This is a genomic window from Halopseudomonas sp. L-58, from assembly GCF_056859475.1.
On sequence record NZ_JBSXON010000039.1, the window covers coordinates 1 to 26,640 of the forward strand.

The window sequence follows — 26,640 nt, forward strand, 5'->3', positions numbered from 1 at the left end:
GTCTTCAGGTTTTTGATAGTTGGCCAAGAGCTGATCCAGCAGCTCGTCGGTGATGGGATGTAGTTTCTTGCTCATCGTGTCTCCGGTTCGGAGCGACAGTGTCGCTCATTAGCCGGTTACACAAAAATTCGTACACCCCCACTGTCCCAGGATGAGTGCTTCGGCCTGCGTATGGGCCGCCACTATCAGTCCAACACCCTCTCTCTGTTGGCGCTTTCCGCCGCCTCCAGCGAAACACTGGGCGAAGCCATTCAGCGCCTGATCCGCTTCATGCCGATTTTCAGCAGCCAGGTTCAGCTCTACTCGGTAGAGGATGATCAGTACCTCACGCTGTACTTCCAGCCGCGCGGCAACCCGCATCCTCTGCATATGGAAGCGGTGATGAGCCAATGCAACAAGATCTGGGAAGGGCTTGGCATCGGACGGGCCTCACTGATGCTGGAAAGCCGCCTCACTGGCGAGCACGAACGCAACCGGGACCTGTGCGAGACACTGCTCGGCAACCGGGTTCGCCTCGGCGCCAAGCGCATGTCATTCCGCCTGAACCGGAGCCTGCTGCGCATACCCCTGCCCAATGCCGATGCTTTCCTGCGCAAGCGCCTGGACGCCTCCCTGGAAGACATGCTCAGCGACCTGCCCAACCTCGACTTTGCGGAACAGGTCAAACAGCGCATCCGGGTTCTGGTATCCGAACGGGAGGTATCTGAAGAACTGGTGGCAACACCATTCAACATGAGCCCGAGGCACCTTCGCCGCAAACTCAGCGAGACGCGAACCACTTACGAGAAATTGCTGGATGAGGTTCGAATGGAGCTTGCCATTCGCCTTATAAAGGAAGGGAAACTGAACCTGGGCCGTATTGCCTTCGAACTGGGCTTTCTTGACCCCAGCAGTTTTACCCGCGCATTCCGACGCTGGACAGGCATGAGCCCAACCAGCTTTCGCAGCCAGGCAAAGCAAAGCGCCGTACCCTCCTGACACCGATCCCAGGCCTGCATCAGGGCTTGGCATGACGAGCTAGCCAGCGTTGACGGACGCGACATGTCGCGTCCCTACGCAGGAGCTGCACTCACCCGGCCATCCTGCCGGGCACCCGCCACCTTCCCGACTGAGCTCCAGCCCCATAAACAAAAAAGGGAGCCTTGCGGCTCCCTTCCTGTACTGCGATCAGCTCAACTCAGCGAACGCCGGATGCACGCAGTGCTGCCGGAGTGAACTGGTTGTAGCTCGGGTCGAAGTCGTACTGCGGTGCAGAGTTCTCTTCGGTGTACATACCCAGAGCAATGTAGCGGCCTGCCAGCAGGTCGTACAGGGTCTCGAGTGCATAACCCGGGATCTTCTGCTGGTAGTTGAAGCCGAGGTGGCCTTCACCCACGCGCCACAGCGTGCCGCGACCATCGTAATGATCAGCCATGCTGATCATCCAGGAGTCTTCGTCAACAAAGAAGTTACGCTGAGCGTAAATGTGACGCTGACCCTGCTTGACGTTACCCTGCACTTCCCATACGCGGTGCAGCTCAAACCGGGTGTAATCCGGATTGATGTGACCAGCCTGCAGAACATCAGCGTATTGAACGCCCGGCTCGGTCAGCTTGCCGCTGTTGTACGGAATGTAAATTTCCTTCTTGCCAACCAGGGTCCAGTCGTAACGGTCAGGTGCACCGTTATACATGGAGAAGTTGTCAGAAGTACGCATACCGTCAGAGGCGGTACCCGGGCCGTCGTAGGCAACCTGCGGAGCACGACGTACACGGCGCTGACCGGCGTTGTACACCCACGCCATGCGCGGCTCTTTCAGTTGATCCAGGCTGTCGTGAACCAGCAGTACGTTACCTGCCAGACGGGCCGGCGCATTCACACGCTGCTTGAAGAACAGCAGGGTGTTCGGCATGGTCGATGCGTCAACATCGGACATCTGCTCCGGATAACCGACTTCCTCTTCCATCTTGATCAGGGTGAAGGAGCCGTTGGTCTGCGGCATGGCCTGCATGTACCAGCGGTGCACGTTCAGGCGATAGCGGGTGTTGTGGTTCCAAACCACTTCAGCACCGGACTTCGGAATCGGGAACGCGAAGGAACCATGAGCGAAGTTGGAGATACCATCACCGCCGTTGACCAGTTTGGCCTGACCGGCAGTTGCCTTGACCTGGTCGTAGACAGATTGCGGGAACGCGACGGTACGCTGGCTCTTGTACACCGGCATACGGAAGGTTTCCGGATAGCGCTCGAACAGGGCGATCTGACCGGGGGTCAGGTTGGCCTTGTACTGCTCCAGGTTCTGGGCAGTGATCACGAACTCGGGCTGCTCGCCCTTGAACGGATCTTCCAGGAAGTTGTTCGGCAAGGACTGGCCAGCATCTGTCGGCAGACCACCGGTCCAGGCCGGGATAGTGCCGGAAGCATTACCAGCCTTCTCTGCACCGATCGGCGTCAGGGAAGTACCAAGCTGATCAATTTCAGCCTGGGTCAGGGTTTGGGCCATGACGCTTGAGGCCATCAGGCTGAGTGCCAGACCGCCGACACCCATCAGAGTTTGTTGCATACGCATAGTGTTACTCTCCTGTGGTCCGTATTAGAAGCTTACGCTGAAGCTGACGGACGCAAAGTCACGGTCAACGGCGGTGTTGTACTTGCCGTCGAAGAAGTCGGTGTAGCTGATGCTGGCGTTGTACTTGTTACCGTAGTCCGCATTCAGCCCAACGCTGATAGCCTTGGCGTCTTCAGTGAAGTTCGGGCCATAGCCTTCAACGTCGTGCGACCAGGACACATTCGGGCTCAGGTTGATACCGGCGATAACGTTGCTGTAGTCCAGCGACGCGCGGATGCGGTAACCAGAAGACCAGGAGGTGTAGAAACCATCGTTTTCACACCAGCTTGCCGCATTCGGGGATCGACCCGGTGCAGCCGTACCCTCGTTGGAGGAACACTGGCCGGCCGGCAAAGCGCCCAGACCGGTATCGCCATCGACGAATGGGCTTTGACCAAACAGCGAGTCACGACCAAACTTCACGTCACCCAGACCACCGATGTAGTTGACGCCCGCTTCACCTACCAGAGCCAGACGACTTGCGCCCAGGACACGATCAAAGTACTGAATTACGCTGACCTGAGCCTGCCAGAACTCTTTACGCTGATAGCCTGGAATGTAGGTTCCCGGAGCAACATCCGCGTAATCGCGGTGAGTATTGTCGGCACCCAGCTGCAGCGCTGTACGGCTCATATCACCTGTGTTGATCTGCATCGGCATATTGGGACGGTAGCTGATTTCACCACCCACTGACGCACCAGCCACGCTGGTCTGGAAGCTCACGCCGTACAGACGAATATCTTCGGGATATTCAAAGAAATATCCGGCAGCACCGAGTGTTCCATCAAGACCAGGTGTCGGAATTCCATTGTTGAACGGACCAGCCAGATCGCCAGCAATGTTGGAGTAAATCGGAGAGCGGCTATGATAGTTCATAGCGTAGAAACCGAACTCAGAGTCGTTCAGCTCAGGTACAAACCAGCGGAACGCAACGCCGAACTGCCCCTCGTCCTTCGCCTCACGATCCTTCTCGCTGCGGGCGATGTAGGTGAAATTAGGCTGTTCACCCTGCGGGAAGTCTGTTCCGTTGAAGACCAAGCGATCAATACAGCCCTTCGCCAAGGTATCCGAACCAAAGAAGGTGCCACAGTTGTCGAGAACGGTCGGAGCCCACTTGAGCTGATAGAAAGCTTCCATGCTCAGGTTTTCGGTCAAGCCCTGAGACAGATAAAGCATTTCGACCGGCAGCAGCCCTTCCTTCAACTCAGCTCCCGGACGGCGCAGAGCGGCAACGTCAATCGGGTTGATGGAGTTGATGGAGTTCTTAATAAAGGTGGACTCACCCCAGCTTACAACCTGACGGCCGAGGCGGATATTGCCGGGATTGTTGCCGATAAAGTAGTTGTGATAGATGAACGCGTCGAGCAGCGCTACGCCGGAAGCTTTCTGAAGCGGATCACGACTTGAATCGTCGATATCATAGAAGCTCTGGTGGCCATCCTTGGTTTCAAAATCGTACCAATACTTACCACGGAAGAATGCGCCGGAGTCGCCGTAGCGCAGCTCAAGGTCGTGAACACCGCGGAAAATTTTGGAGAAAGCATCACCGGAACCGTAGTTCTGGCGACCATCGTCAGAAGTCCGCGCTGCTGCTTCACCACCGTTATTTACAGAGATAAAGCGCTTATCAGCGTTCTGAGTCGAAACGCTCACACCCACGGACAGCTGAGAGTCCAGTTGGGCTTCGACTTCACCGATATTGAAAGCGACTGCGTTTGCAGCGCCCGAGAAAGTGGCCATGCCAATCGCCAGAGGCAATGCGGCAAGAGACCAGCAATGCATTTTTTTTGTCATTGTGCTGCTCCGTTTGGGTGACATGAACTCACGCACGACCTGTGCGTGTTCAAGGCTCCCGCAGTCTGTCACGAGGCCAGCACGAAAGACTTGCCCCATACGGCCAACATACTTGACCGGAAAGGACATTCATTTGATGAATTGACACTATAAGCATGACTAGATGTCGCTGTATCAGGCTTCCGCCCGGGCCTGGCAACGCCTCTAAATACTCTGAAGCTCCCTAATTAAAGGGAATCTTGTCATCCTCAAGCAGCCTTTCGCGACAATTTCGCCAAACCCCACCCAGCCTGGCAGACACAAAGCAATACATCACCAAGAAAAAAAGCCAACAACGCAGCCAATACATTAACTGCAACATAATTTTGCTCTGCGGAACTGCGCACAGGCTTTTCCCGCTCGGATTTATCGCTATACTGCCTGGCGATAAAGACAAAATGCTGTTTTGTCACAACAAGAATGGATCAGCGTCTCGATGCTCGAATACTCAAGCTCAGATTCCTTCGCGCGGGTGCGCGAAAGTGCTTTCTGGTTGCGCGCCATGGAACAGGCACTGAAACAGTATGGCGTCTCACTGGGCAGCTCCAGCCAGCTGGCTCCCTGGATAACGCTTCCAGTAGGCCAACCTCAGTTCGTCGATCAGGCACTTTGTTCCCACGGCTGGAGCGAAGCCCTGAAAGTCTCGGAAGATCCCCACTTCGCCTTGCGCATGCATCGGGTGTTTGTGCCAACACCATTCGCCACCCTCGCCCTGGCAGCAGCGGCCAGCGAGCATATCGAAGCGGCACTGACATTGCTGACCCGTTTCTTCAGCCTGTTCAGCATTCAGCTGAAACTGATGTGCGAACCCGATGACGAAGGCATTGCGCTGACACTGCGCCCGATTGGCAGCCCCCACCAGCAGCACGTGGAAGCGGTGATCGGCTATCTGGCCCGCTATTTCAATCGCCTGGATCTGGATGACCTGGGCCTGGTACGCAAGCTGCAGCTGGTGCGCGCAGATGAAGACCCGGAGGGCCAGCGGCGCCTGTTTTCCCGCAACACAGTAGAGTTCGGTGACGACTACCGACTGGTTCTGGATCGCCGCCTGATGCACAAGCCACTCGCCACCTCCAGCCCCTTCATCCTGCCGAGGCTGATCGAGACCCTGGAAGCGATGCAGGCTGTGCTGCCCAGCCACGCGCTGAGCGAACAGGTCAAGCGTCGTATCCATCTGCTACTCGGCTCAGGCGACATCAGCGCTGAACGGGTAGCTGCGCCGCTCAACATCAGTCCGCGCCATCTGCGCAGAAAGCTCAGTCAGGAAGGGACCAGCTACGAGCAACTGGCCGACGACGTGCGCCGCGAAGCTGCCCTCCGCATGATCAGCGACGGCCAGCTTTCGCTTACCAGCATTGCCTACGAGCTGGGCTTTCTGGACCCCAGCAGCTTTACCCGCGCTTTCCGCCGCTGGACCGACATGAGCCCAACTGCCTATCGACGGGCTCTGAGCAAACGCTGATCAGGCTTCCGGCTTGATAAAAAGTAGTGTCATGCGATCGCTTTCTCCCGTGGCCAGGTAGTGCGCACGCTGCTCGTTACCAAGCCGAAGGGTGGGCGGCAGAGTCCAGACTCCCTCCGGATGATCAGCAGTATCCCGCGGATTCTGGTTTACCGGGCTAACAGAGAGGAGTTCAAAACCGGCGTTGGCTGCCAACTCGCGTACCTTTTTTTCGGTCACGTAGCCGGAATCAACCATCTGCTCCAAACTAGTATTTACCTTCGCGCGATGCTCTACGAGCCCAAGCATACCGCCCGGCTTGAGTACAGCAAAAAATTTTTCAAACATCACCTTGGCCTCGCTTTCTCCCGCAGCGAGCCAGTTATGCACGTTGCGAAAAGTCAGCACCCGGTCCGCACTACCCGGTTCGGAAATGGCCAGGTCAGGGTCGTAATTCAGGGAGGCGAGTTGCACCCGGTCGTAACGCTCAGGATGCTCTGCCAGCTTCGCCTCGAACTCGGCACGGGAACGCCGGAAAAAGCCGACGTCACTCTCCGGGTCAAAATGCGCGGCAATCAGCTTCCCCTTGTCACGCAGAAGCGGCGCCAACACTTCGGTGTACCAGCCACCGCCGGGCCAGACTTCCACTACAGTCTGCTCGGGGGTCACGCCGAAAAAGGTCAGGGTTTGCTCGGGGTTACGATAGGCGTCGCGCGTAACATTGGTGATGGTACGACCATTGTTGCCAACGGCAGCACGAATCGCTTCCACCTGCGTCTGGTCAAGCTGTGGCGGAGTTGTCCCTGTCGGCGGCTGAGCCTGAACAGTGGCGGCACTTAGCAGCAAGGCATAAGCTAGTTTTCGCATGATTCCCCCTCTGTAAGCGGATTTTATAGAAGCGTGAATAAGAGACTGAGATCAGTGGGCATAGTTCAGCCCTGTAACAGATGCGCATTAACTGCATCTAATATGTAACCAACGAGGAGATGCCGTGCGCGATACCCTGCCCTTACTCAATCAGCTGGACTTTCCATCGCTTCGGCGCAGTGCACTCGAAACGCTACAGGTAAATCTCACCTACCGCTGCAACCAGCGTTGCCTGCACTGCCACGTCAACGCCGGGCCAACCCGCACCGAGGCCATGTCGGACGAGCTGATCGAGCTGCTGTGTGACGTCATTGATGCACACCCGGTCAGCACGCTGGATCTGACCGGCGGCGCGCCGGAGATGCATCCGCAGTTTCGCACTCTGGTCACCCGCGCCCGAGCAGCCGGGCTGAAGGTGATCGACCGCTGCAATCTGACCATCCTGTCCGAACCCGGCCATGAGGATCTGGCGCAATTCCTTGCTGACTCAAACGTCGCGATTTCCGCCTCCCTGCCCTGCTATTCGCGCGACAACGTCGACAGCCAGCGCGGCGACGGCGTATTCGAGCGCAGCATCGCCGGGCTCAGGCAGCTGAACGCGCTGGGCTACGGCCAGCCAGGCAGCGATTTGGAGCTGAATCTGGTCTACAACCCGCAAGGCCCCAGCCTGCCGCCGCCGCAGCAAGCGCTGGAAGCAGACTATAAACAGCACCTGCAGGAAGACTTCGGCATCCAGTTCAACCACCTGCACACCATCACCAACCAGCCGATTGCCCGCTTCGGCAGTACCCTGGTCAGCCGCGGCCAGTTCAACCAGTACATGCAACTGCTGCGCGACAACTTCAGCGCAGGCAACCTTCCCGGCCTGATGTGTCGCAGTACCGTCAGTGTCGACTGGCGCGGCTATTTATACGACTGCGATTTCAACCAGATGCTGGAGCTGCCCATGCCGGTACTGGCGTCGGACCGTCCGCACCTGCGTGATCTGCTCAACGCCGATCTGCCCGACCACCCCATCGCCACCCGCGACCACTGCTTCGCCTGCACAGCCGGACAGGGCTCCAGCTGCGGCGGCGTTCTCAATACAAACTGATCAGGGACAGGATTGCACCACATGACCGCTACCAGCCTGACAGGCCTGTTCTTCTGGGGGTTTCTGATCGCCTACGGCGCGCTGATGTACTGGCTGTCGCCGCGCACTGTCACCACTGGCGGTTTTTTCAATGGCGAAGACAGCCAGGGCCGCCAAGCCTCGCCACTGCTGCTGACCACCAGCATCTTCATCAGCTGGATCTTCGCCAAGTCAGTCACCAATGCCGCCAACCTCGGCGCCGAGTTCGGCCTGGTCGGTGGCCTGGCCTACGCCACCTACTGGCTGTCTATCCCGCTCTGCGGGCTGGTGATCTACCGCCTGCGCCGACGCTTTCAGGCAACCAGCCTGGTCAGCTTTCTGACCAGCAACTACGGCCGCGCCGCAGCGCTGGCGTTCTCGGCGGCCATTCTGATTCGCCTGTTCAACGAGGTCTGGAGCAACACCGCCGTAGTCGGCGGCTATTACGGCGACAGCGGCAGCCCGGCGTTTATCGGCGCAGCACTGCTGTTTACCGCCGTGACGCTGGCCTACAGCCTGCGTGGCGGGCTGCGCAGCTCGATCCTGACCGACGCGGCGCAGTCCGCGATCTTCGTCATCGCACTGGTCTGGGTGCTGGGATTGGTACTGCCCAATCACAGCACCGCCGAGCTGACCAGCACCAGCCACTGGGCGCTCAACGCCGGTGTAGATCTGTTTCTGGTCGCCTGCCTGCAGCTGCTGAGCTACCCCTTTCACGACCCGGTACTGACCGACCGAGGTTTTATCAGCGAAGAGAAATCCATGCTGCGCGCCTTCACGCTAGCTGGCGTGCTGGGCTTCGTTGCCATTCTGGCCTTCAGCCTGATCGGCGTGCATGCCACCCTCGGCGGCATCGAGGCCGGCGGCAACGTGCCCGCCGCGCTGGCGAAAAGTCTTGGCGTCGGTGCGCTGATCGTGATGACGCTGGTGATGATTTCCGCCGCCGGCTCCACCCTGGACTCGACCTTCTCCAGCCTCGCCCGCCTCAGCGGCCGCGAGTTGCCCGCCCTGCTGCAGAGGGACCTGGGCCAGAAGGCGATTGGCGTCGGCATGGCCACCATGCTGGTGTTCGCCCTGCTCGGCAATCTGCCGATGCTCGCCGGCACCGACATTCTCAAGGCCACCACCATCAGCGGCACCATGGTCATCGGGTTGGCCCCGGTGTTCCTGCTGCACGGTTTTGTACGCCCCACCCGCCTCGGCTTTCACCTGAGTTTCTGGACCGGCATCGGGCTCGGCGTGGCTCTCACCCTCGGCTGGATTCCGCAGAGCTGGGCTATTGGTGACGGTCGCTACGCGCTGCTGCTCGGCACCAACCTGTACGGGCTGATTCTGTGTACCTCCGGCTACCTGTTGCCCGGCATAATGACCCGGAGAGCCGCATGAGCAAGGGCCGCAGTTGTCCGGCAGACTATCGCCTGCCCGCCGAGACCTTCAGCGCCCCCGCAAACCTTGCGTGCGACGTGATGTACGTGATCGGCGGGCTTTATGGCAACCGTCAGGCGCTGGACGCCATTGAGCGGCGCGTCGCTGGCGAACCCGGCGCAACAGCCGTATTCAATGGTGACGCCCACTGGTTCGACCGCGACCCGGCGGTGTTCAGCGATATCGAGCAACGCCTGCAACGGCACTACCCGCTGCGCGGCAACGTGGAAACCGAACTGGCCCGCGCGGGCGACGACTTTGGTTGCGGCTGCGCCTACCCGGAGCAGACCGACGCCGTCACTGTCGAGCGCTCCAACCGCATTCACCAGCAGCTGCAACAGACCGTGGACGGCCTGCCCGGCATGGCGGAACAGCTCGGCGACCGCCCCGCCACCCTGATAGCCGAGGTCGCCGGCGAGCGCATCGCCATCACCCACGGCGATGAGCAGTCACTGGCCGGCTGGCAGTGCGATCAGGCCCGACTGCAAAGCGCCGAACGCCAGCAGCAACTGGACCACTGGTTCGCAGACAACCGCATCCGTGTGCTGGCCTGCAGCCACACCTGCAGCCCGGCCGCGCTGAGCAACGGCGAGTGGGCGGTGATCAACAACGGTGCCGCCGGCATGCCCAACTTCAACAATGGCCGCTATGGCCTGATCACGCGCATCGCGCGCACTGCTTCCGCCGCCGCGCTCTACCGCGCGCAAGTCGGCCCGTTGGTGGTCGAAGCACTGCCCGTCACTTACGATCAGCGCGCCTTTGCCGCTGAGTTCAAACGCCAGTGGCCTGACAACTCACCCGCTGCGCTGTCGTATTGGCAGCGCATCAACCAAGGAACCGACATGACGCCCGAACAGGCCTGCATCAAGGGCTTTATCCTCGCGAGCACGCTCTGTGCGCTGGAGATGCTGCCATGAACCTGCGTCGTCTGTTGCTGCTCGCCGTGGTCGTGGCGCTGGTCGCCGGCTTCTTTGCCTCGGGTCTGCAGCAGCACCTGAGTCTGGACGCGCTGAAAGCCCAGCAGCAGGTTCTTGACCAGCAGGTAACCAGCCAGCCAGTACTCGCCAGCGCCCTGTATGTAGGACTCTATGTGCTGGTGACGGCGCTGTCGCTGCCCGGTGCCGCGCTGCTGACCCTGATCGGCGGCGCCCTGTTTGGCCTAGGCTGGGGTCTGCTGCTGGTGTCCTTTGCTTCCACCGCCGGTGCCACACTGGCGATGCTGATCAGCCGCTTTCTGCTGCAGGATTGGGTTCAGCAGCGCTTTGGCTCACGACTGGAGCGCATCAACCAGGGCATCGACCGCGAAGGCGCGTTCTACCTGTTTGCCCTGCGGCTGGTGCCGGCGTTTCCGTTCTTTCTGATCAACCTGGCGATGGGCCTCACCCGCCTGCCCGCCCGTACCTTCTGGTGGGTCAGCCAGCTCGGCATGTTGCCCGGCACGCTGGTGTATGTGAACGCCGGCCGTGAACTCGGGCAGCTGGACTCACTGGCCGGCATCCTCTCGCCGGGGCTGCTCGGCGCCTTCGTGCTGCTGGGGCTGTTCCCGCTGATTGCCCGGCGCCTGCTGGACGTGATCAAGGCCCGTCGAGTGTATCAAGGCTGGCAAAAGCCCAAACAGTTCGACCGCAATCTGGTGGTAATTGGTGCCGGCAGCGGCGGACTGGTCAGCGCCTACATTGCCGCAGCGGTCAAGGCCGACGTCAGCCTGATCGAGAAACACGCCATGGGCGGCGATTGCCTCAACACCGGCTGCGTGCCGTCCAAGGCGTTGATTCGCTCGGCCAAGCTCGCCGCAGAGGTCCGCAAGGCGCCCGCGCTGGGCTACAGCCACGCCGAGGCAACCGTCGACTTTGCCGCGGTAATGGAACGCGTCCAGCGGGTAATCAAGCAGATCGAGCCGCATGATTCGGTCGAGCGCTACACCGATCTCGGCGTCGACGTGATCACCGGTGAGGCGCGCATCACCTCACCCTGGCACGTAGAGGTAAACGGGCGCAGCATCAGCACGCGCAATATCATCATCGCTGCCGGTGCGCGCCCCCTCGTACCGGACTTGCCGGGGCTCGACAGCGTGCCGATGGTTACTTCAGACACCGTCTGGAACCTGCGCGAGCAACCGCGCCGGTTGCTGGTGCTCGGCGGCGGCCCGATCGGCTGCGAGCTGGCACTGGCCTTCCAGCAGCTCGGCTCGCAGGTCATCCAGGTTGAGCGCGGCAACCGCCTGCTGCCCCGTGAAGACGCCGACGCCAGCGAACTGGTGATGGTCAGTCTCGGCAGCGCAGGCGTCGATCTGCGCCTGAACCACCAGGCCGAGCGCTTTGAACTGCGCAATGGCACGCCGACCGTTCTCTGCCGCTCTCAGGACAGCGACCATTCGGTAGAAATCGAGTTTGACTGCGTGCTGGTCGCCCTCGGCCGGGTAGCCAACACCCAGGGCTATGGCATCGAAACGCTGAACCTCGCGGTGCGCGACAACGGCACGCTGGATACCAACGAGTATCTCGCCACCCGCTTCCCCAACGTCTTCGCGGTGGGCGATGTAACCGGCCCCTACCAGTTCACCCACGCGGCATCCCATCAGGCCTGGTATGCCGCAGTTAATGCGCTGTTCGGCAGCTTCCGCCGCTTCAAAGTGGATTACCGGGTGCTGCCGCACTGCACCTTTACCGATCCGGAGGTCGCCCGCGTCGGGCTGTCGGAAACCGAAGCGCAGGAGCAAGGGGTGGAATATGAGGTAACCCGCTACGGTATCGACGACCTGGACCGTGCTATTGCCGACGAGGCCGCAGAAGGCTTCGTCAAGGTGCTGACCGAGCCCGGCCGCGACCGCATTCTCGGCGTCACCATCGTCGGCGCCCACGCCGGTGAGCTGATCGCCGAATACGTGCTGGCGATGAAGCACAACCTCGGCCTGAACAAGATCCTCGGCACCGTGCACAGCTACCCGACCCTGAGCGAAGCGAACAAGTACGCCGCCGGCCAATGGAAACGTGCCCATCAGCCGGAGCGCCTGCTGCAGTGGGTCGCACGCTTTCACGCCTGGAGGCGCGGTTGAAGCTGTCGATCATCATGCCGGTGCGCAACGAAGCTGCCGGCATCGTCGATGCCCTTACGCCCCTGCAACCGCTGCGCGGTGAGCTGGAAATCATTCTGGTCGACGGCGGCAGCAGCGATGGCACCGTGCCCCTTGCCAGGCCGCTGGTGGATCAACTGATCCAGTCTGCGCCGGGCCGGGCAGCCCAGATGAACGCCGGCGCGGCGCCGGCAAAAGGCGATTGGCTGCTGTTTCTGCACGCCGATACCCGCCTGCCCGACGGCTTTATCAATCTGCTGCCAAAACCCAGCAGCCCGCATCGCTGGGGCCGTTTTGACGTCCGGCTCAGCCCCTCCTCGCCACTGCTGGCGGTGGTCGCGTGGATGATGAACCGGCGCTCGCGGCTGACTGCCGTGTGCACAGGCGACCAGGCCATCTTTGTCGAGCGCCGCCTGTTCAACGAGTTGGGCGGCTACGCGCCGATCGCCCTGATGGAAGACATCGAGCTGAGCAAACGGCTGCGCCGCCACGGCAGGCCGCTATGCCTGTCCGAGCGCCTCACCACCTCAAGCCGACGCTGGCAGCAGAACGGCACCCTGCGCACCATCGCGCTGATGTGGCAGCTGCGGCTGCGTTACTGGCTGGGGGCAGATCCGCGTGATCTGGCCCGGCGCTACAGCGCTCCCCGTCGTCAACTGTAACCGGTTGTCGGCAGGCACCACAGCACCCCGCACAAGAATCTATGCTGAAAAACAGAACGCCGACCTGCATCACAAAAAGGCACCGTTGCCAGATAACAATGACCGTACTGGCGAACATTTTGCAGGAGTCCAGGTCACAGCCACCACGTGTCCTGCAAGCGAGAAACAGCCATGCAATTTGAATCCGCCTTTCTGCCACTGCTGATCTTCGCCAAGGCGCCCGAACCCGGCCAGGTGAAAACCCGACTGATCCCCGCTCTCGGCGCCACTGGCGCCCGTGATCTCTACCTCAGACTGCTGCAACGCACCCTGACCCAGACCTTCGACTGGCCGGGGCCGCGCTTTCTCTACGCCACCAATCCCGAACACCCGGTGCTGCGCGCACTGGCCAGCGAACACGGCCTTAAGCTGCGGCAGCAGTGCGGCGAAGACCTCGGCGAACGCATGGCCAATGCCATTGCCGAGCATCCCGATGGCGCCCTGCTGATTGGCAGCGACTGCCCCGACATGGACAGCACGCACGTGCTTGCCGCCTGCCGTGCACTAAATCGGCACGACACCGCGATTATTCCCAGTGAAGACGGCGGTTATGTGCTGATAGGCCAGCGTGAAGCCAATCCAGCCCCCTTTCAGAACATGCACTGGAGTCACGAGCAGGTACTGAACGATACCCGCAAACGCCTTGAAGCAGCCGGCCTGACGCTGTGGGAAGGCCCGGCACTCTGGGATCTGGACACACCCGAGGACATTGGCCGCCTGCCCAGCGAACTGCAGGACATAACGCGCCCATGTGCGTGACGATTTTGTCTCGCCCGCACTAATAATGCCCACCCTGAGTTATCAGGGTAAGTTATGCATACCTATTGCCATCGACACTACATCGTTCTCCTTTGGCAGCTGTGACTATATGGTCAGCAGCATCACAGCACATACCCACGAACCACCGCCAAAGGATTCAACATGTTTGACCTCAGCCCCCGCGTCCAAGATCTGAAAGCCAAGCTCCAGGGCTTCATGGATGAGCACATTTACCCCAACGAAGCCGTGTTCTACGAGCAGGTAAAACAGAACAAGTGGGGCCACCCGGCCATCCTGGAAGAGCTCAAGGAAAAGGCCCGTGCGCAGGGTCTGTGGAACCTGTTCCTGCCCGAGTCCGAGCGTGGCGCCGGCCTGACCAACGAAGAGTACGCCCACCTGTGTGAAATCATGGGCCGCGTCTCCTTCGCCGGCGAAGTCTTCAACTGCAACGCGCCGGACACCGGCAACATGGAAACCATCGAACGCTACGGCAACGACGAGCAGAAAGAGCAATGGCTCAAGCCGCTGCTGGCCGGTGAAATCCGCTCCTGCTTCTCCATGACCGAGCCGGATGTCGCCTCCTCCGATGCCACCAACATCCAGTGCGAGATCCGCCGCGAAGGTGACGAATACGTCATCAACGGCACCAAGTGGTGGTCCTCCGGAGCGATGAACGAACACTGCAAGATCGCCATCGTCATGGGCAAGACCGACGCCAACGCGCCTAAGCACCTGCAACAGAGCATGATTCTGGTGCCGCTGAACACCCCCGGCGTGAAGATCGTTCGCGACCTGCACGTGTTCGGTTACGACCACGCCCCGCACGGTCATGCCGAAATCGAATACAACAATGTGCGCGTCCCGGTTTCCAACATCCTGCTGGGTGAAGGTCGCGGCTTCGAAATCGCCCAAGGTCGCCTTGGCCCGGGCCGCATTCACCACTGCATGCGCAGCATCGGTATCGCCGAGCGCGCACTGGAAGCCATGTGCCGCCGCGCCAGCGAGCGCGTTGCCTTCGGCAAGCCGATGTACAAGCTGGGCAGCGTGCCGGAAATGATCGCCCGCTCCCGTTGCGAGATCGACCAGGCCCGCCTGCTGACCCTGCACGCCGCGCGCAGCATGGACAAGTTCGGCAACAAGGTCGCCCGTCAGCAGATCGCCATGATCAAGGCCGTTGCCCCGACCATGGCCTGCAACGTGATCGACCGCGCGATTCAGATCTTCGGCGCCAAGGGCGTGTGCCAGGACACCTTCCTCGCCTCCGCCTACGCCAAAGCCCGCACCCTGCGCCTGGCCGACGGCCCGGACGAGGTGCACCTGAATGCCATCGCCAAGATGGAAATGAGCCAATATCTGTAAGGGCAGCGTCAAGCCGCAAGCTGCAAGCCTCAAGCTGACCGTGCACTGGTTTTATCTTGAGGCTTGAAGCTTGTGGCTCGAGCGAAGCGAGGTTCTATGAGCACATTGTTCGACCTAACCGGCAAGGTCGCCATCATCACCGGTTCGACCAAGGGCATCGGCAAGTCGATTGCCGAGGAATACGCCAAGGCTGGGGCCAAGGTGGTGATTTCCAGCCGCAAGGCTGACGCCTGTCAGCAGGTGGCAGACGAGCTGCGCAGTCAGGGCTTCGACGCTCTGCCGGTTGCCTGTCATGTGGGCGACAAGGCCCAGTTGCAGAATCTGGTTGATCGCACGCTGGAGGCCTTTGGCCGCATCGACGTACTGGTCTGCAACGCCGCGACCAATCCGGTCTACGGCCCGACCCACAAAGTCAGCGACGAGGCCTTCGACAAGATCATGGGCACCAACGTCAAGGGCACCTTCTGGCTGTGCAACATGGTCATCCCGCACATGGTCGAGCAAGGCGGCGGTTCCATCGTCCTGCTGTCGAGCATTGCGGGGCTGCGTGCCAGCGCCAATATCGGCGTCTACGGCATGTCCAAGGCGGCGGAAGCCGGTCTGGCCCGCAACCTGTCGCTGGAGTGGGGCCCGCAGGGTATCCGCGTCAACAGCATCGCCCCCGGCCTGATCCGTACCGATTTTGCCCAGGCCCTGCTGGAAGATCCGGACCGCCTGCGCAAGGTGGAAGAGAAGCTGCCGCTGCGCCGCGTAGGCGAGCCGGTGGATATCGCCGGGGTGGCGCTGTTTCTGGCCTCCAGCGCCTCGGCGTATGTTACCGGGCAGACCATCGTCGCCGATGGCGGCGATACCATTGCCTGATAACGTCTGATTCACCTCGCTGTTCAACGCGCCAGGGCTCGCCCTGGCGTGTTACTTTTGCCGACTTGACCCATCAACAACAGGATCTTCAAAGATGAGCGGAGCGACCCTGATTGACGTATTGCCTGCCCACAAGTTCGACGAGGCAAAACTCGCCAACTACCTGCAGGACTACCTTCCGGGAGCCAACCAGGGCATCAAGGTTCAGCAGTTCCAGGGTGGCCAGTCCAACCCGACATTCCTGCTGGAAATCGCCGGCAAGCGTTACGTACTGCGCAAGAAGCCGCCGGGAAAACTGCTGCCCTCGGCCCACATGGTCGAGCGCGAGTTCCAGGTCATCAACGCCCTGGGCAAGACCGACGTACCGGTACCGACCGCACGCCTGCTGTGTGAAGACCCCGAGATCATCGGCACCGCGTTCTACGTCATGGATTACGTCGAAGGCCGCGTCTACTCCCAGCCGCTGCTGAGCGAGGTTGCGCAGGAAGAGCGCATGCCGATCTACCAGTCGATGATCGAAACCATGGCCAAGATGCACAACGCCGACTGGAAGGCCATCGGTCTGGAAGGCTACGGCAAGCCCGACAACTACATCGCCCGTCAGGTCAAACGCTGGGGTGGCCAGTTCGAAGCCAGCCGCACCCACGACATGCCCGCCATGGACGCCCTGATGAAGTGGCTGCCGGAGAACATCCCGGCCGACGAAAGCACTACCATCGCCCACGGCGACTTCCGCATCGGCAACCTGATGCTGCATCCGACCGAATCCAAGGTCGTGTCGATCCTCGACTGGGAGCTGGCAACCCTCGGCCACCCGCTGTCGGATCTGGCCTACTGCTGTCTGCCGTACCACATGCCGGTCAACGTCGACGGCGCCAAGGGCATGGTCGGCGCCGACCTGAAATCCCTCGGCCTGCCGGAAGAGCAGCAACTGCTGGACTGGTACTGCGAATACACCGGCCGCAGCGGTGTGCCGAACTGGAACTACTACATCGCCTTCTCGCTGTTCCGTCTGGCCGCCATTGTGCAGGGTGTTTACCACCGGGCACTGCAAGGCAACGCCAGCAACGCCGACGCCCTCGAAGTCGGCAAACGCGCCAGCCTGCTGGCTGAGCGTGGCTGGGAAATCGCCCAGAAGTAAGACCAAGCGGGGCAGCTCAAGCTGCCCCGTTGCACATTCAAGCCCCACCCGTTTCGAACAATGAGGATTGCCAATGAGCAAACCCGTCAAACGCGTACTGCTGACCAACGACGATGGCTGGCGCGGCCCGGGCCTGCAAGTGCTCGAAGAAATTGCCAACGAGATCGCCGAGGAAGTGTGGATCGTCTCGCCCGATCTGGACCAGAGCGGCGTGTCCATGTCCATCTCCGTCCACCACCCGCTACGCGTTCACCAGTTTGAAGAACGCCGGTTCAGCGTCAGTGGCACTCCCAGTGACTGCGTCCTGCTCGGCGTTGCCGAACTGCTGCCGATCAAACCCGATCTGGTGCTATCCGGCGTCAACAACGGCGCCAACATCAGCGACTCGGTCGCCTACTCCGGCACCATCGGCGGCGCCCTTACCGGCACCCTGCTTGGCATTCCGTCCATCGCCCTCAGCCAGGCCTACATCCCCGGCAACGACGTATATTGGGAAACCTCCCGCCAGTACGGGGCCAACCTGGTGCGCCAACTGCTGGACGCCGGCTGGCCGGAAGACTGCGCCATGAACATCAACTTCCCGGCACGTGCACCAGAAGACGTCCGTGGCGTCGCCATCTGCCGCCCGCAACGCGGCAGCATCGGCGGCGTGAACATCGAACGCCGGGAAGACACCCGCGGCGTGCCCTACTACTGGCTCGGTTTCCAGCGCCAGACCGACCGCATCACCGGCCGCCAGACCGACGTCGGTGCCCTGCGCGACGGCCTGATCGCCCTGTCCCCGGTACGCTTCGAACGCGACATCGCCAGCGCCTGGCAAGTCGACACCAGCGACATGGCCGACCAGCTGGGTATCGATCAGAACGGCGCCAACAATACTGCGGCGGATGATCCGAGTATTAGTCATTAACGCAGCTGCAAGCTGCAAGGCGGATGGCCGCCCCCTGCAAGCTGCAACAGGGTGCGCTGTGCGACAGGCCAGTCAATTGTTTTCACCGCCTGTAACGCGCCTGTTGGACTTTGAGACAACCCGCGCAGGTCAACACCGCGACAGCTTTGCTTGCAGCTTGCCGCTTGTGGCTTGCCGCTTTCGCCCCAAAGGAGTTTGAAATGCAACGCTTCGAGAACAGAATCGCCCTGATCACCGGCGCCGGCAGCGGTATCGGCCGTGCCACCGCCAAACGTCTGGCCAGCGAAGGCGCGCGCCTGATGCTGGTGGACCGCAACGCCGAAGGTCTGGAGCAGACCATCAAGGAACTGCCCGCCGGCACCGAGGTGCTGCAGCGCACACTGGATGTCAGCGACGAAGCCGCCGTTGAGCAGTGCGTCGCCGACACCATCGCCCACTACGGCCGCCTGGACGTGCTGTGCAACAACGCCGGCATCGCCGGTGGTGACTACAGCATCGCCACCGATCAGAGCCTGGAAACCTGGCAGAAGATCATCAACGTCAACCTGTTCGGCGTCATGCTGTTCACCAAGTACGCCTCGCGCCAGATGCGCGAGCAGAACAGCGGCGCCATCGTCAACACTGCCTCCGTGGCAGGCATTCGCTCTGGTGCTGGTGGCAACGCCTACAGCGCGTCCAAGGCTGGCGTGATCAACTTCACCATGACCGCCGCCTGCGACCTTGGCCAGTTCAACATTCGCGTCAACGCCGTGTGCCCCGGCCTGATTGAAACCGGCATGACCGCGCCGGTGTTCAAGTACGCCCGCGAAAACAACAAGGAAGACAAGCTCGGTACCCGCTGCGAGCTGCGCCGCTACGGCCGCCCGGAAGAGATCGCCGGCGCCATCGCCTTCCTCGCCAGCGACGACGCCAGCTTCGTTACCGGCCAGGCACTGGCCGTCGACGGCGGCAACACCGCCTCGCTCAACCTGCCGGGCATGAAGTTCTGATGAGCGCCGGCTGGTCGCGCTGGGTCGTCGGCGACCCAACGCTGGCCGAGCCGCTGCTGGAGGCACTGCGCGCCGAACTGGCGCCTGTGCCTGCCGGCGAAGCGGTAATGCAAAAGCTCGAATCAGGCGACCTGCACTGCCAACTGATTCTGTACTTCTCTCCCGGCCTGCAAACCATTGCACGTCGTCATGGCGCAGCCCCCTGCCCTCCCCCTGACTCGAACGGTCTGAGTCTTCTGCTTGGGGACGGCTCCCTGATTCAGTCACAGGCTTGAGCAAACACCCGCTGCTCCCGCATCATGGCCAGACACCTTAACTACCGGTCTGCCCATGCCGTCTTACCCAGCCCTACCATTCAATCCGGACTGCCACCATGCAAGGCCTGCTTGACCTCACCGCGCCCGAGTCCGAGGCGAGACAGCAGATCGGCCCCGATGCCTGGCTGCTGAAAGGCTTCGCCCTGAATGACGCCGACGCCCTGCTGGCCGCCATTGAACAGATCGCCGCGCAAGCACCCTTCCGCCATCAGGTCACCCCCGGCGGCTACCAGATGTCCGCCGCCATGAGCAGTTGCGGCGCCTATGGTTGGGTCACCGATCGCCACGGCTATCGCTACAGCGCCCTCGATCCGCAAACCAGCCAACCCTGGCCCGCCATGCCCGCATTGTTCGCAGAACTGGCCGAGCGCGCCGCCCAAAACGCCGGCTTCACCCACTTCGCCCCGGAAGCCTGCCTGATCAACCGCTATGAAACCGGTGCCCGCATGGGCCTGCATCAGGACAAGGACGAACAGGACTTCACCGCCCCCATCGTCTCCATCTCCCTCGGCGCCCCCATCACCTTCCTGTTTGGCGGCTCCAACCGCAGCGACCCGACCAGCCGCTGGCTGCTCGAGCACGGTGATGTGGTGGTCTGGGGCGGCGTCAGTCGACTGTACTTCCACGGCGTCGCACCGCTGGCCAAAAAGGCCAGCCACCCCGCCACTGGCGCGGTGCGATATAACCTGACGTTCAGGAAGGTGAGCTGACAGGCGGTAACTGTCAAGGTATCTGTCGCCCTGTTTGATTTTTATGCAGCTATTTTCTCTACCTCCCTAACTACTCGGCGCTCTGGGTTTAGCGATACTAATGTCACAGGATGCCAGTTGCGGGTGTCACCACTCCAGCGCTCAGGATGCGCAGCTCTGGCTGCAAGGTTGAGCGCATGTCTCTTGGCTAATATGGCTTTGTCTTCTCCTGTGTGGCGCTGCATCGGCGTCACGAAGCGGATAGCACTGTGGCGGTGCTCATAGTTGTACCACTGGACGAAGCCGTGCACCCAACGCTGGGCAGCTGATAGGTCAGCGAAGCCACTGACGGGGTAGTTCGGCACATACTTGCAGGTGCGGAACAGAGCCTCGGAGAAGGCGTTATCGTTGCTCACACGCGGTCGACTGAACGAAGGCTGGATCTGCAGATCTCTCAGCTTCTCAAGCAAGGTGACGCCTTTGAAGGGGCTGCCGTTATCAGCGTGCAGCACCAGAGGCTGGCCTACCATGTTTTCGGCCAGCACGGCTCGTTCAATGACACGGCGTGAGTTAGCTGCAGACTCCCCCAGAAAGGCTTCCCAGCCCACGACTTTACGGCTGAAGATGTCGAGGATCATCACCAGATAGTAGTAGGTACCCTTGGCTGGCCCAGGAAGCCAGGTGCAGTCCCAGGACCATACCTGGTTGGGGGCGATTGCTGTATGTGTAGTCGGCGCTGGCTGTGATTTGCGGGCTTTGGCGCGTCCCCGGTGTGCCAGCTGGCCATGTTTACGCAGTACTCGATAAAAGCTCGATACGGAGGCAATGTAACGCTGCTCTTCATCCATCAGCCGAATAACAATCTGATCCGGCGGTAAAGCAGCAAACTCGTCACGGTGGCATTGCCTCAAGATCTCAGCCTCTTCTTCTGGGGTCAGCGCATTAGCAGGGGCTGGGCGCTCGGCTACAGGGCGTTTATCGCCTGTTAGCTTTCCCGCCTGCATCCAGCGTTGGTGAGTCCGGATAGAAATCCCGACGACTTCACAGGCAGCCGTCAAGGTGGCCCCCTCGTTGCAGGCGACAGCAATCAGCTCTACGGCACGTTGGCGATCCTCGATGCTGATCATGACTCCTCGTCCCCCCAGATCGCCCGTGCTTTTTTTGACAGCGTCAGCAGTGCTGCTGTCTCCGCGAGTGCTGTGTTCTTGCGATGTAGCTCTCGTTCCAGCTCTTTGATCCGCTTGCGCTGCTGCTTGGCTTCATCCGCTTCTCGACGGCGGTCCTCATAGGACAGGCTGGCGGCTTGTTCGCAGTCATGGCGCCAGCGTTGCAGCTGCTCGGGATACAGTCCCCGTTGACGACAATAGGCAGCAACGTCTTCGGTGTTCATCGCTGCGGTCTCAACCACCGCTGCAAACTTGTCTCGGGACGACCAGCCGGACGTACCCTGGTCACTTGCATCGGGCAAGCAGCGTCCCTCAGCACGAGCTTCTTTGCGCCACTTGTAAACAGTGGCTGGCGAGATACCCTCCTGCCGGGCGACCTCTTCTACGCTTTGGTTATAAGGCGGTAACAGCTTGGCCACAGCGGCCTGACGTCGCTCATCGGAATAGCGAGGCATACAGATCTCCAAACGCCCCTGAATGTTTAAGAGAGTGTAACAAGGGACGCGACATCAATCCTGACAGAGGGGGCAGGCGGGCTGGGTGGTTCGTTCGAAGTGGTTTGTGGATTGGAGTTAAGCGGTGGGATAACAGCTAGCCTTGAGCTAACCAGCGAGCCAAAGCGCAGCTTTGGCGAGTCCAGCGACCGAAAGGGGCGAGGTTAAGTGCCATGTTAGAGACTATTATCGACATACGTGTCAGTAGATCTTACAAGCTCTTTGATGAAGCGAATGACTTTTTCCAGCTCATCACGCTTGATTAGGTGCGCTACTGGAGCTCCGTTATTTATAGGCTTTGATCGGTGAACAGCATCTCCGCGCTTACCTATCCAACTATTTAAGGTGCTTCTCGCCTTTGCAGGATCGTAATTTGCCCAAGACCATCCCTCAGTTACATCAAGGCCAAGGTATTCCTGGAAAATACGTTTCGTTTTGTCCGAACTTGGGTTATGGAACTGCTTAAGGTCGGCGTGTAATTTCTTTAAGACAAAATCACCAACGTAGCTTCCGGCGACCACGCCAAGCTTTTTATTCATCTCCTCTAAAAGCCTATCTTCGACATAAGTTTCCCAAGCGGTTAAGGCCATTACCAGACCGGCTCGCTTCAGGACCTCAGCGTTGGACGGCGGAGGATTGACGTTGATTGCATCAAAGTGCGCGAGCAATTCTTCGGCATCTTTAATTCCATATTCAAAACTTTGGTATGCACGGGACATGGAAGATCTCTAACGATTAAGCTAACGAGCCAGATTTAGCCGGTTCTTGTGAACGAGGCGAGCGATCTGAGCGCATTGTTAGACAGCTACCAAAAGCGGTTTTTATCGCGGCGGTAGCACTTGAAAGCCAGCACCCAGAATGAAATTAATGCGAGTAGAGCCACTTTATCGTAGCGCTTAAGGAGTTTGCCTACCACTGCGTCTTCAAGCCCTCGGAGCGAACCGCTGAACTGAAGATTGCTCGCAAGGTAACTACCGACAAGGCTAATGCCGATGAAGAATACGATACCCAGAATAATTGCCCACTGAGTCTTCTTGGACATTGCTATCACGTACAAGATTTCAGCAAAATACTCTTTCAAGCCAACCTCCATGTATCTGCTGCCTTTTTACGCCGCCAGCACGCGCGGCTTTGTAGTGTAGGCGAAGCCGTAACGAAAAAGACGTCGCCTTGACTGGCCTTGTTAGGGGTATTCTTCATCTTTTTTCAATGCCTGCGACACATAATTCAGAAGAGATAGTGCTTTTAAACCATTCACTCTACTTCCATAGTCCAATGATTCGCCATGCAATACCATATGTCTATTGAGATGATTGAAATCTTCTTCACGCTCGTGCTCAGAGAAGCCGATTGGAGTACTGGAAGCTAATGGGCTTAATAATGCCGCCTTGTATGTGTCCGCCGCTATTTGCTCAACATAAATTGCAGTTTTAGGCTTTTTATCTTTTTTCATGAACAGATATTGGCCAACTACTTCCTTACATATCCCGTCTGCTTGAGCAAGAAAAACAGGAATTGACAAATAAAATTCTGCGCTTCTGTGCGCTTTTATTGCAGAGCTAATAATATGTGCTCTGTGAGGGAATTGAGCAGAAATTGCTTTTTCAATTTCATCTAGTTGGCTATCAAAATACTCTACCAGAGCTTCTTCTACCTCATCGATTTCTCCACTAGATATTGCCTTTTCTATTTCCCACAAACTTGGAAGCGGCATATTGAAATCTAAATACCATCCGTGCTGTGCAAGCAGCAACAGAGCTTCTTGAACTCTCGGGGGTAACTCTAAAAAAGAACGTTGTATTTCCTCAAAAGTTGGGTTAATAATGCCGCTGAGAGTTTTTTGGTATTGTTCGATTTGCTTTGCATAAGGACGAAAGTCAGGCAGCTGGCAGCTCGGTAAATTTATACCTTCAAACATTTTCTGCAGTTTTATTTGCTGTTCTAGAAAGGGCTCTAATGAAGATTTAATAGCTTTTTGAAGTTCTAGTGTTGGGCCCAGAGTTTTTTCTATCGCCTTTCGAGCCTCCATAACTGGCCCTAACTGTCCTTGCAGTCGCTCAGATATTTGCTTCCATTGCTTGAGATGCTGTTCTAGGGCATCCATATCTTTTCTATTCATAATCTCGGTCTTTTGCCCCTAACGCCTGTAGCTGCGGCAAATTTGGAGCGCAGCGGAAAATTTGTCCTACAGCCTACACTTGTTAGGCGACCTCATTATTCAGCCCCAGGAGTTCGCGTATTTTCTCATTGGTTATCTTCTGGCGGTGAAGAAGCCATAAAATCGCCGTATGTCCAAAAACTTGTGATATCGCACCTATCGTTTGAAGGTGCACCAGTGTCACCTCGGAACGTTCGGTTGGATTAACGACTGTTTCAGACTTCCCGTGCGTTTCCAATGACATAAACCTGTAGAAAATCTTATACAGATGTAAAATTCCAGACTCACGGGCTTGCTGCTCAACCGAAACCCCTTTTCTCGGTTTGCTTCTAGTTGATAGGAAATCATTGGTGACATCCGTGCCATCTTCTTTTGACTTGACGGAGAGCAATCCGTCTTTCATGGTCATCTGGGCAAGCCTATCGAGTTCATTTGTAGAAAACTCCGCGTACCTTTCCGCCCGTTCTGGATCCGATATCACCCAATGGAGCGAGATAAACAGCTCCAGTAATTGCCGAGATAAGATGGCCAATGCTGTCGGGTTCTCTGTCAAGCCGAGATCGATAGCTCCCCGAATGATTTCTGAACCTCTAAGAAGGATCCTCCGCACCGGTTCATCTACTGGAGACGAACTATCCGACCATTTATCCTCTGAGGATTGCGCGAGCATCTTCGAATGAGTGCTGAGGTTTTCACAGATTTCTTTCAGTCTTGGCACCCAATCCTCCTATGCGCCTAACGAGGCTGTAGAAAAACCCATTCCGGGCTCACTCCAGCCATCTCCTTGTTTATCTTTTGGCCCAAAGTCGCTCAGGCCGTACTTTATTCAAACACGCTGGCATGATCTGGTATCCGCCAAACAAGCCTTGCAAGGCTTTCTACGGCCATCTCTGAAGCGTCGTCAGCCGCATTGCCCATAATTCGCCAGCTTCTCCAGGTTGTGGACCAGGCAATACAACTGCCATTGGCCTTGAACCTTGCTGCGGCCACGCAAGCTGAAGCGGCTCAACCGCTTGTTGGTGCCGATGTTCCCAAACACCGGCTCCACCACCGACATCCTGTGGCTGTAAATCGCTTTGCCCTCGGGGCTGTCCACTCGGTGCTTCATCCAGTCGGTGTAGCTCGGTTGCCGGTTCGCCTCCAATCGAAACGAAACCTGCCTCCCCGCGCCCTTGCGGTGCTCTGCAGACTGCGGGTTGTGCATACACGCTTCGCGCTTGGGGCAGGTTCGGCATTGCAGCAAGCGTCCTTCAAAATAGGCTACCGGTACACCAGAGTCATTTGTCCGCACGCCCCGTTGGCTGAGTTGTTGGCCCGCAGGGCAGCGGCAGGTCATGTGTATAGGGTCAAAATCAAAGGCACTGGCTGGGAATGTCGGACTACGCGTCACGCCTGCGAGCTTCTGGTGGCGCTTGCCGTACTTGTCTTTTTGCAGGGCAAAGCGCGGGTCACGACTACGAAAGCGGTTGTCCGGTATATAGCCGTTGATCTGTCTGGTGTGCAGGTATTGCATGTTGGCTTCGTTGGCAAAGCCGGTATCGGCGGTAACCACTACCCCTTGCTGATAGATGGCATCGGCAATCTTCAGTCGTGCGTAACGCTGCTCCAGGGTTTCCAGCATGGGTTTGAGGGTGTGGTGCTCCTGGCCTTCGCCGAAGGCTTGAGCTTCAATGATGATCTGGTGCTTGCGATCCACCATGGCGACGCCGTTGTAGCCTTGCAGCGTGCCCTTGCTGGTGGTCATCTTGGCGCTGTCGTTATCGGTGATATTGCTCTTCACTTCCTTGCGACGCTTACCCTGGCCCATCCTTGGACTCTGGGTCTTTAAAAACCGATCTACCTTTTCCATCGCTTGATCCAGCGAGAGGATCATCTTGCCGTGGCGGATGGCTCGCTCCATCTCCACCTCTGTCTCCGCCGCATCATGCTGGCGGTGTTCGTTCAGATGGTGACGGATCAGCTTGCGCAGTTTGCCGCGCTTGGCCTTGAGCTCCTTGAAGGTGCCCGACCACCCCTTGGCGGCATTGGAGGACATCTTGCAACCGTCGATAGCAAACAGCTCGTTACCCAGCAAACCCTGCTGATGACAAACCAGCAACACCTGTTCGAATACCGCTTCGATAGCTGTGGCGTTCTCGCTGACAAAGCTGGCCAGGGTAGTGAAATGCGGGACCGTATCGCAGGACAGCGCCTTGAACAGAATGTTGGTCTCGCAGCACCACTGGATCTGGCGGCTAGAGGTAATGCCTTTGGAATAGGCGAACAGAATAATCTTCAGCAAGATGGCCGGGTCATAGGCTAACCGGCCAGTGGCGTCGTTACTGTAACGCGGATGGAAGACCGAGAGGTCCAGCTTGTGTTCAATCAGATAATGAACAGCGTACTCGAACGTGCCGGGCTGAAGCTGCTCCTGGTAGTTGATCACCACCATGCTGTGCTGGCTGTAGTCGTACGGCTTGAAGCGTGGCATGCAACACTCCTTGTTGATCTGACGCCAGACTACCAAATCAGGGGTTTTTCTACAGCCTCAACGCCTCAATAACCGGCGCGCGTTAGCGCGTCCGGCGCCGCAGGCGCGAAGTTAATTGACTTGTTAGGTGTGATGACTATGACCATTTTCCGGTTCTTCGACGCTTGGTGTGGAATTCATCCTTGGCCTTGGGTCACCATAAGCCCTCCACAATAACAGGAGGTGAGGTATGGACGACAACCAGATTCTGACCCTGGGGCTTGGTCTGCAAGCGCCTTGGAAGCTTGCC

General features: G+C 58.9%; 23 protein-coding genes and 1 pseudogene. 15 read left to right on the top strand and 9 right to left on the bottom strand.

Annotation, left to right across the window (positions count from 1 at the left end; translation table 11 throughout):
- Positions 1-141: 141 nt before the first annotated feature.
- Positions 142-978, top strand: a complete 837-nt coding sequence (locus AC13EY_RS03630; protein ID WP_482877175.1) for a helix-turn-helix domain-containing protein — start codon at positions 142-144, stop codon at positions 976-978.
- A gap of 199 nt (positions 979-1,177) precedes the next feature.
- On the opposite strand, the gene AC13EY_RS03635 is transcribed toward AC13EY_RS03630, so the two are convergent.
- Positions 1,178-2,542 (bottom strand): DUF1329 domain-containing protein, encoded by a 1,365-nt coding sequence (locus tag AC13EY_RS03635; RefSeq protein WP_482877177.1) that lies wholly within the window; start codon positions 2,540-2,542, stop codon positions 1,178-1,180.
- A 30-nt stretch (positions 2,543-2,572) separates the two neighbouring features.
- Positions 2,573-4,381, bottom strand: coding sequence for a DUF1302 domain-containing protein (locus AC13EY_RS03640; RefSeq protein WP_482877179.1), 1,809 nt, complete (start codon positions 4,379-4,381; stop codon positions 2,573-2,575).
- Between the two features lie 541 nt (positions 4,382-4,922).
- Between AC13EY_RS03640 and AC13EY_RS03645 the strand changes: the two genes are divergently transcribed.
- Positions 4,923-5,882: a helix-turn-helix transcriptional regulator gene (locus AC13EY_RS03645; protein WP_482877158.1), complete on the top strand. Its 960-nt coding sequence runs from the start codon at positions 4,923-4,925 to the stop codon at positions 5,880-5,882.
- On the opposite strand, the gene AC13EY_RS03650 is transcribed toward AC13EY_RS03645, so the two are convergent.
- Positions 5,883-6,728 carry a class I SAM-dependent methyltransferase gene (locus AC13EY_RS03650; RefSeq protein WP_482877160.1) on the bottom strand — a complete coding sequence of 282 codons (846 nt, stop codon included), beginning with the start codon at positions 6,726-6,728 and terminating at the stop codon, positions 5,883-5,885. It abuts the gene before it with no gap.
- A gap of 124 nt (positions 6,729-6,852) precedes the next feature.
- On the opposite strand from AC13EY_RS03650, the gene arsS reads away from it, so the two are divergent.
- The 13 genes from arsS to alkB all read left to right on the top strand — a co-directional run bounded on the left by arsS (position 6,853) and on the right by alkB (position 20,084).
- Positions 6,853-7,821: an arsenosugar biosynthesis radical SAM (seleno)protein ArsS gene (arsS, locus tag AC13EY_RS03655; RefSeq protein WP_335600524.1), complete on the top strand. Its 969-nt coding sequence runs from the start codon at positions 6,853-6,855 to the stop codon at positions 7,819-7,821.
- Between the two features lie 21 nt (positions 7,822-7,842).
- Positions 7,843-9,225 (top strand): sodium:solute symporter, encoded by a 1,383-nt coding sequence (locus AC13EY_RS03660; RefSeq protein ID WP_335600525.1) that lies wholly within the window; start codon positions 7,843-7,845, stop codon positions 9,223-9,225.
- Positions 9,222-10,181 carry a metallophosphoesterase family protein gene (locus AC13EY_RS03665; protein WP_335600526.1) on the top strand — a complete coding sequence of 320 codons (960 nt, stop codon included), beginning with the start codon at positions 9,222-9,224 and terminating at the stop codon, positions 10,179-10,181. Before AC13EY_RS03660 ends, AC13EY_RS03665 begins: the two co-directional genes overlap by 4 nt.
- A complete protein-coding gene (locus AC13EY_RS03670; RefSeq protein ID WP_482877163.1) occupies positions 10,178-12,319 on the top strand; it encodes an FAD-dependent oxidoreductase in 2,142 nt (713 codons plus the stop codon). Before AC13EY_RS03665 ends, AC13EY_RS03670 begins: the two co-directional genes overlap by 4 nt.
- Complete coding sequence (locus AC13EY_RS03675) at positions 12,283-12,999, top strand: TIGR04283 family arsenosugar biosynthesis glycosyltransferase (protein WP_335599208.1); 717 nt, start codon at positions 12,283-12,285, stop codon at positions 12,997-12,999. Before AC13EY_RS03670 ends, AC13EY_RS03675 begins: the two co-directional genes overlap by 37 nt.
- 171 nt (positions 13,000-13,170) lie before the next feature.
- Positions 13,171-13,797, top strand: a complete 627-nt coding sequence (locus AC13EY_RS03680) for a TIGR04282 family arsenosugar biosynthesis glycosyltransferase (RefSeq protein WP_335599209.1) — start codon at positions 13,171-13,173, stop codon at positions 13,795-13,797.
- A 162-nt stretch (positions 13,798-13,959) separates the two neighbouring features.
- A complete protein-coding gene (locus tag AC13EY_RS03685; RefSeq protein WP_335599210.1) occupies positions 13,960-15,156 on the top strand; it encodes an acyl-CoA dehydrogenase family protein in 1,197 nt (398 codons plus the stop codon).
- A gap of 96 nt (positions 15,157-15,252) precedes the next feature.
- Entirely contained in the window at positions 15,253-16,017 is a 765-nt protein-coding gene (locus AC13EY_RS03690; protein WP_088273704.1) for an SDR family NAD(P)-dependent oxidoreductase, read from the top strand.
- 94 nt (positions 16,018-16,111) lie between these two features.
- On the top strand, positions 16,112-17,158 hold the full coding sequence (locus tag AC13EY_RS03695; protein ID WP_088273703.1) for a phosphotransferase: 1,047 nt from the start codon (positions 16,112-16,114) through the stop codon (positions 17,156-17,158).
- 73 nt (positions 17,159-17,231) lie between these two features.
- A complete protein-coding gene (gene surE, locus AC13EY_RS03700) occupies positions 17,232-18,068 on the top strand; it encodes a 5'/3'-nucleotidase SurE (protein WP_482877166.1) in 837 nt (278 codons plus the stop codon).
- Between the two features lie 200 nt (positions 18,069-18,268).
- Positions 18,269-19,057 (top strand): SDR family NAD(P)-dependent oxidoreductase, encoded by a 789-nt coding sequence (locus AC13EY_RS03705; RefSeq protein ID WP_088273701.1) that lies wholly within the window; start codon positions 18,269-18,271, stop codon positions 19,055-19,057.
- On the top strand, positions 19,057-19,332 hold the full coding sequence (locus AC13EY_RS03710; RefSeq protein ID WP_482877168.1) for a hypothetical protein: 276 nt from the start codon (positions 19,057-19,059) through the stop codon (positions 19,330-19,332). The genes AC13EY_RS03705 and AC13EY_RS03710 overlap by 1 nt, the downstream gene beginning before the upstream one ends.
- A 98-nt stretch (positions 19,333-19,430) precedes the next feature.
- Positions 19,431-20,084: a DNA oxidative demethylase AlkB gene (gene alkB / locus AC13EY_RS03715; RefSeq protein WP_088273699.1), complete on the top strand. Its 654-nt coding sequence runs from the start codon at positions 19,431-19,433 to the stop codon at positions 20,082-20,084.
- 41 nt (positions 20,085-20,125) lie between these two features.
- Here alkB and AC13EY_RS03720 read toward each other — a convergent pair.
- From AC13EY_RS03720 to AC13EY_RS03745, 6 genes and pseudogenes are all read right to left on the bottom strand, one after another.
- Positions 20,126-21,684: pseudogene (locus tag AC13EY_RS03720) on the bottom strand (IS3 family transposase).
- Between the two features lie 215 nt (positions 21,685-21,899).
- A complete protein-coding gene (locus AC13EY_RS03725) occupies positions 21,900-22,442 on the bottom strand; it encodes a HEPN domain-containing protein (protein WP_088273698.1) in 543 nt (180 codons plus the stop codon).
- Between the two features lie 86 nt (positions 22,443-22,528).
- The gene (locus tag AC13EY_RS03730) at positions 22,529-22,816 is read right to left on the bottom strand and encodes a hypothetical protein (RefSeq protein WP_088273697.1); all 288 of its coding nucleotides are present in this window, start codon (positions 22,814-22,816) and stop codon (positions 22,529-22,531) included.
- A gap of 90 nt (positions 22,817-22,906) precedes the next feature.
- Positions 22,907-23,842 carry a hypothetical protein gene (locus AC13EY_RS03735; protein WP_482877171.1) on the bottom strand — a complete coding sequence of 312 codons (936 nt, stop codon included), beginning with the start codon at positions 23,840-23,842 and terminating at the stop codon, positions 22,907-22,909.
- A gap of 82 nt (positions 23,843-23,924) precedes the next feature.
- Complete coding sequence (locus AC13EY_RS03740; protein WP_140418553.1) at positions 23,925-24,599, bottom strand: DUF5677 domain-containing protein; 675 nt, start codon at positions 24,597-24,599, stop codon at positions 23,925-23,927.
- 183 nt (positions 24,600-24,782) lie between these two features.
- The gene (locus AC13EY_RS03745) at positions 24,783-26,351 is read right to left on the bottom strand and encodes a transposase (protein ID WP_482877173.1); all 1,569 of its coding nucleotides are present in this window, start codon (positions 26,349-26,351) and stop codon (positions 24,783-24,785) included.
- Positions 26,352-26,640 lie beyond the last annotated feature (289 nt).